The following is a 5628-nucleotide window of genomic DNA, read 5'->3' on the forward strand; positions in this document are numbered from 1 at the left end:
ACACCAGCCATAAATTCCGGAACGAGCTGGTGACCCATGGTTTAAGGCAGAGCATGAGTCGAAAAGGCGAGTGCTGGGATAACGCCCCGATGGAGCGATTTTTTGGCAGCCTGAAATCGGAGTGGGTACCTAAAGAAGGATATTCGTCAGCGCATGAAGCACAGTTTGACGTGCAGCGTTATGTCATGCGTTACAACAGCCGCCGGCCCCACAGCTACAACAGCTACTGTTCGCCTGTAGCTGCGGAGCGAGCGGCTGCTTGAAAACCTAAATGGGTGTCCAGAATCACTTGACCAGTTCAGCTTGCTCGCGATGGCGTCGTATTTACCACTGAATATCCAGCGGATGTACTGGCCTCTTCGCGAGCAAGCTCGCTCCCACAAGGTTTGCATCTGCTGCGAGACCGCGGAGCGGTTCACGACTGGAGATATCCGACAATCCAGCGCCAGCGCCCCGCCTATTCCAGATTCGACGAACTGATGTCCAGCTTGTCGGCATCGGCAAACTCGTCCAGGTCCAGCTCGCTCAAATCTAGCTCGCCTTCAGGATCGCGGTCTTCGTCGGAATCGGCGTCGTTGAGGGGCGACTGGTCGCCGCCGAAATGCTCGCCGTCGTGTGCCCAATAAGCAATTGCGTGGATGTCCGGCTGGTTTGTCTGTAGCTGCATCGTTGACGCTCCGTAGGTGAATGTCGTTCAGCAGGCTAACCCACCCGGCGGGGTAAAAGCACAGGTCACGACCAATTGAGGAAGGATCCGCCGTCATCGCGCAGCATCTGCACCATGGCGTGGGCGGCAGGCGACAGATAGCCTTCGCGGCGCAGCATGACGCAAATGGTCCGCGTCATAGTGGTCTGCTCCAGCGGCACCTCGCGCAGGTCCTGCATGTTCTTGCCGAACTCCAGGGTCTCCCGGGCGATGAAGCTCAGCAGGCTGGTCTGGGCAATCAACCGGGGCAGCAGGGAAATCGAATTGGACTCGATCTGCACTTCCGGCAGCGGCAGGTCGTGGCGGGCGAAGGCGTCGTCGACCCAGATGCGCGACGACACGCCGGAAGGCGGCAGCACCCAGCGGTAACGGCACAGGTCGCGCATCTCGAACGGCGCCTGGAAGATCGGATGGTTGCGGCTGGCGATCACCACGGCTTCGTCGGTCAGGATCGGGTAGAACGAGAATTCCTCCTCGGCACTGCGCTGGGCGCAGATGATCATGTCCAGGTGCCCGGAGCGCAGTTGCTCGCGCAGCATGTCGTCCTGACCGATCACCAGCTTGAGCGTGACCTGCGGCGAGCGTTTGAGCAGCGCGCTGGTCAGTTCCGGCAGGAGGTACTCGGCCATGGTGGCCGCACAGCCCAGCCGGATATCCCCTACTGCGCCACTGGCGAAATCCCGCACCTCGCGCTGGGTCTGGGCAATGCTTTGCTGCAGCACCTTGCCCCGCGCCTGCAGCAGTTCGCCCACCGGCGTGAGCTTGATTCGGCGGCCGTCGCGCTGGAACAGCTTGGTGCCGAAGGATTCCTCCAGCCGCTGAATGCTCTTGGTCAAGGCCGGCTGGCTGCGGTTGAGCTTTTCAGCCGCGCGCCCGAGGTGACCGAGTTCGGCGATGGTTTCGAAATAGGTCAGGTCACGCAGGTCCATATATCAACCAAAGTTATCGATTCATGATTATTAGAAAATAGACTTGATCGATTGCGCTGTCGATACTGGGCGTCATTGGAAATGCACTCGGCAGGGAAGCACTCAGGTCACTCCTTATCAGGAAAAGCCAATGCTCTGGAGATCCGCGTTGCCACGCCCCGCCTCGTTTGCCCTCGCCCACCAGCATCCGCTGACCCAATGGCTGCTGCTCATCCTCATGGCCGGTAGCGCCGGCCAACTGTTCAAATACTTCCACGTCCCCGCGGCACTGTTTCTCGGGCCCATGCTGGTGGCGATCGGCTTCGGCGTCGCCGGGGCCAGCGTTCGTCTGAACAAGCAGGTGTTCCGCCTCGGCCAGGGCACGGTCGGCGTGCTGGTCGCCCACTCCATGACCGTCGGCGTGCTGCTCGCAGCGATGCAGTCCTGGCATGTCATGGTGTTCGCCACCTTGCTCACCGTCGCGTTGAGTGCGGTGGTCGGCATCGCCATGGCGCGCTGGGGTGGCATTCAGAGCAGTACCGCAGCGTGGGGCACTTCGCCGGGCGCGGCGTCGGCGATGGTCGCGATGGCCGAGGATGACGGCGCCGACTCTCGAGTGGTCGCCACCATGCAATACGTGCGAGTGGTCTGCGTGGTGATGGTCGGCGCCCTGGTCAGTCGGCTGATTGGTGCCGATGCCGGTGGGTCGGACGTCCACAGCACGGACGCGCTGTTGCACGGGATGAACCTGCTCAATCTGGCCCTGAGCCTGCTGGTTATCGGGGTCGGCGTGCTGCTCGGCAGTCGCTTGCCGGCCGGTGCCTTGCTGGTGCCCTTGCTGCTCGGCGGCGCGCTGCAGTTGAGCGGCCTGCTGCAGATCACCCTGCCTGCCTGGGTGCTGGCGATCGCCTACGGCGCGATCGGCAGTTACATCGGCCTGCGCTTTGATCGCGTGACCATCAGCTACGTCTGGCGGCGGCTGCCCGCGATGATCGCGGGGGCGCTGGTGCTGATCCTGCTCTGCGCCCTGTCGGCCTGGGGCATCGCGGAAATCATGGGCAAGGACTTCCTCTCGGTGTACCTGGCCACCAGCCCAGGGGGCCTTGATGCCATGGCGATCATTGCCATCGACACCCATTCGGACGTCGGCTTCGTGCTGGCGATGCAGACCCTGCGACTGTTTGCGGTGATCGTGACGGGGACCTATATCGCCCGGCAGGTGATTCGTGTGTCGCAACGCTTTGCCTGACTGAGCGAAGCCGGCTGATTGACGAGAAAGGCAGCGGCGCGCACACCGATGGAATCTTCGGCCAGCAGGCGACCTCCAACGCTGCACACTCATTGGAGGCGAACGCCATGGCCACGCTGAAAATCGCCACGTTCAACATCAACGGCATCCGCGCGCGTTTGCCCATTCTGTTGCAGTGGCTGGAAAAGGAAGCGCCCGACATCGTCTGCCTGCAGGAACTGAAAGCGGCCGACACGGCCTTCCCCGCCGACGATATCCGCAATGCCGGCTACGGTGTGATCTGGCAGGGCGAGCCGTCGTGGAACGGCGTGGCGATCCTGTCCCGGGACAGTGAGCCGCTGGAAATTCGTCGGGGTTTGCCGGGCAATGAAAAGGACAAGCACAGCCGCTATCTGGAGGCGGCTGTTCAGGGCGTAATCGTCGGCTGCCTGTACCTGCCCAACGGCAATCCGCAGCCGGGGCCGAAGTTCGAGTACAAGCTGGACTGGTTCGAGCACTTCATCACGCACGCCGACTCGCTGTTCAAGAGCGAGCATCCGGTGGTGCTGGCCGGGGACTACAACGTCATCCCTACCGACAATGACATCTACAACACGCGTTCATGGCTGAAGGATGCCTTGCTGCAACCGGAAAGCCGCGCGTGCTTTGAGCGGTTGCTGGACCAGGGCTGGACCGACGCCCTGCGCGCGAAATTCCCGGACGAGCGGATTTACACGTTCTGGGATTATTTCCGCAACCACTGGAAAACCAACTCCGGCCTGCGCATTGACCACCTGCTGTTGAGCAAGGATCTGAAGCCCAAACTGAAAAACGCGGGGGTGGACCGCTGGGTGAGGGACCTGCCCCACGCCAGTGACCATGCACCGACGTGGATTGAGTTGAAGGTGTGACCGAGATGCGCAAATCCTCAAACAACACATAACCTGCAGGAGTGACCGGGATGGGGCTCCACCTTGCTCGCGAAGAGGCCGGGGCATGCGCTACATCTTCAGCGGCTGAGACACCGCCTTCGCGAGCAAGCTCGGCTCCCACATGGAACTGCGCCTGATCCAGTAGCGGCGGTGGTGCGCACCACCGATTTTGTGGCGGACGCACAACAGAAAGCACACGCACAAACCTGTGGGAGTGAGCTTGCTCACGAAGGCGGCAGTTCAGGCGCTAAAGATATAGCGGATGTACTGGCCTCTTCGCGAGCAAGGTGGAGCGCCACCCCGGTCGCTCCTACTCAGATCGCGTTGGCCTCGAGACCGCGCAGGATCCCGCGGACTAGGCCCGGCTTGCCAACGCCGTTGCCAGACTTTGTTCCAGCGGCAACACCGGCAGCAGCGTCGCCTGATAGGCATGGTACAGGTCCGGCTTGCCGGCCCAGATATCGGCGCTAGGCTGGTTTTGCGGGTTGAGCTCGTGGCGCCAGCTGCCGTTTTCGTAGTCGATGAACAGCGTCTCGCTGAATTCCCAGAACGTCCGGTACCAGTCTTCGTATTGCTGCTCGTGGGTGCGCTGCAGCAGTGCGGCAGAGGCAGCAGCCGCTTCGGCGTGGGTCCAGTGCAGGCGATGGCGGACCACCGGGCGGTTTTCCCAGTCGAGGGTGTAGACGATCCCGGGCGCGCCATCGACGTCCCAGCCATAGCGGCAGGCGTTTTCGAATAAACCGCGAGCGTCTTCCAGCAACCAGGCCGGCGTTTCCAGCCCGGCCTTGCGCCGCGCCGCTTCCAGGTGCAGCACCAGCCGCGCCCACTCGAAGGCGTGGCCGGGCGTCGTGCCGTAGGGGCGGAAACCGTCGTCGGGCTTGTCGACGTTGTAGTCGAGGATCGGCTGCCACTGCAGGGTGAAATGCTCGATCACTTGATGGTTGTTGCCAGCGGCGTGCTGATGAATGACCCGCTCGACGATGCTCAACGCCCGATCCAGCCAGCGCGCATCGCCGGTGACGTCGGCCAGGGCGAGAAACGCCTCGGTGCTGTGCATGTTGCTGTTGGCGCCGCGATAGCTTTCCTCGTTGCTCCAGTCGCGGTCGAAGGATTCACGCATGGCGCCTTCCTCCTCGCTCCAGAAATGCCCGGTGATCACCTGAATCGCTTGTTCCAGCAACGCCTGGGCGCCGGGGCGACGGGCGACGACTGCCGAGCTGGCGGCCAGGGCGACGAAGGCGTGCAGGTACGCGTTCTTGCCGGTGTCAGTGCTGTGTTCCAAGGGTGTGGCGAACCAGCCGCCGTGTTCGGCGTCACGCAACGGCCCGGCCAGCGCCGCAATGCCGTGATCGACCAGCGCGGCGCAACCGGGAATGCCGTTGATGTGGGCCATGGCGAAACTGTGGGTCATGCGTGCGGTGTTCATGGTTTCGGCCACGGCATCGGCGGGGAGCCGACCGAGGTCATCCAGATTGCCGAAGCCCTGGGGCAGCTTCGAGGCCTTGGCAAACGCCAGCAGCCGATTGCCCTCCTGCATCAGCCAGGCCGCGTGGCCCGGGGAGCGCAGCCAACTGCTGAAATCGCGATTCACGTCATCCATTGCCCTTCACCTATCTCGTCGGCAGGTTCGGCCCGCCAGGAATTATTAGTCGGGGCGAATCATGCAAGCCGAGGGCAGCGACAGGCAAGTGAATGAGGTGAAAGGCTGCCGTTCTTGGCCTGTTCCCGGCTAAAGCCGGTCCTACCAGGAAGGCGTCATTTGTCACACCGCAAAACCGAGGGTGCTCAAACCGGCCTCTTCCCGGCTAAAGCCGGTCCCACTCATACCGCATTACCCTGTGGGACCGGCTTAGC

General features: G+C 62.5%; 6 protein-coding genes. 3 read left to right on the forward strand and 3 right to left on the reverse strand.

Translation table 11 applies throughout. From position 1 onward, the window contains the following. Nucleotides 1-263: integrase core domain-containing protein (locus QMX88_RS28585; RefSeq protein WP_282373603.1), on the forward strand; the 263-nt coding region annotated here is incomplete at its 5' end. A 194-nt stretch (nt 264-457) separates the two neighbouring features. Here the strand turns inward: QMX88_RS28585 and QMX88_RS28590 are convergent. Then, on the reverse strand, nt 458-667 hold the full coding sequence (locus QMX88_RS28590; RefSeq protein ID WP_192174307.1) for a hypothetical protein: 210 nt from the start codon (nt 665-667) through the stop codon (nt 458-460). 65 nt (nt 668-732) lie between these two features. Continuing rightward, nucleotides 733-1635, reverse strand: a complete 903-nt coding sequence (locus QMX88_RS28595) for a LysR family transcriptional regulator (protein ID WP_282373606.1) — start codon at nt 1633-1635, stop codon at nt 733-735. Between the two features lie 130 nt (nt 1636-1765). Here QMX88_RS28595 and QMX88_RS28600 point away from each other — a divergent pair, with 130 nt between their 5' ends. Both QMX88_RS28600 and QMX88_RS28605 read left to right on the forward strand, forming a co-directional pair. Continuing rightward, complete coding sequence (locus QMX88_RS28600; RefSeq protein ID WP_282373607.1) at nt 1766-2863, forward strand: AbrB family transcriptional regulator; 1098 nt, start codon at nt 1766-1768, stop codon at nt 2861-2863. A 107-nt stretch (nt 2864-2970) separates the two neighbouring features. Continuing rightward, nucleotides 2971-3753: an exodeoxyribonuclease III gene (locus QMX88_RS28605; RefSeq protein ID WP_282373608.1), complete on the forward strand. Its 783-nt coding sequence runs from the start codon at nt 2971-2973 to the stop codon at nt 3751-3753. Between the two features lie 376 nt (nt 3754-4129). Here QMX88_RS28605 and QMX88_RS28610 read toward each other — a convergent pair whose 3' ends face one another. Then, on the reverse strand, nt 4130-5374 hold the full coding sequence (locus QMX88_RS28610; RefSeq protein ID WP_282373609.1) for a D-mannose isomerase: 1245 nt from the start codon (nt 5372-5374) through the stop codon (nt 4130-4132). Between the last annotated feature and the right edge of the window lie 254 nt (nt 5375-5628).

This window comes from Pseudomonas sp. PS02290 (assembly GCF_029960075.1).
Taxonomy (GTDB): Bacteria; Pseudomonadota; Gammaproteobacteria; order Pseudomonadales; family Pseudomonadaceae; genus Aquipseudomonas.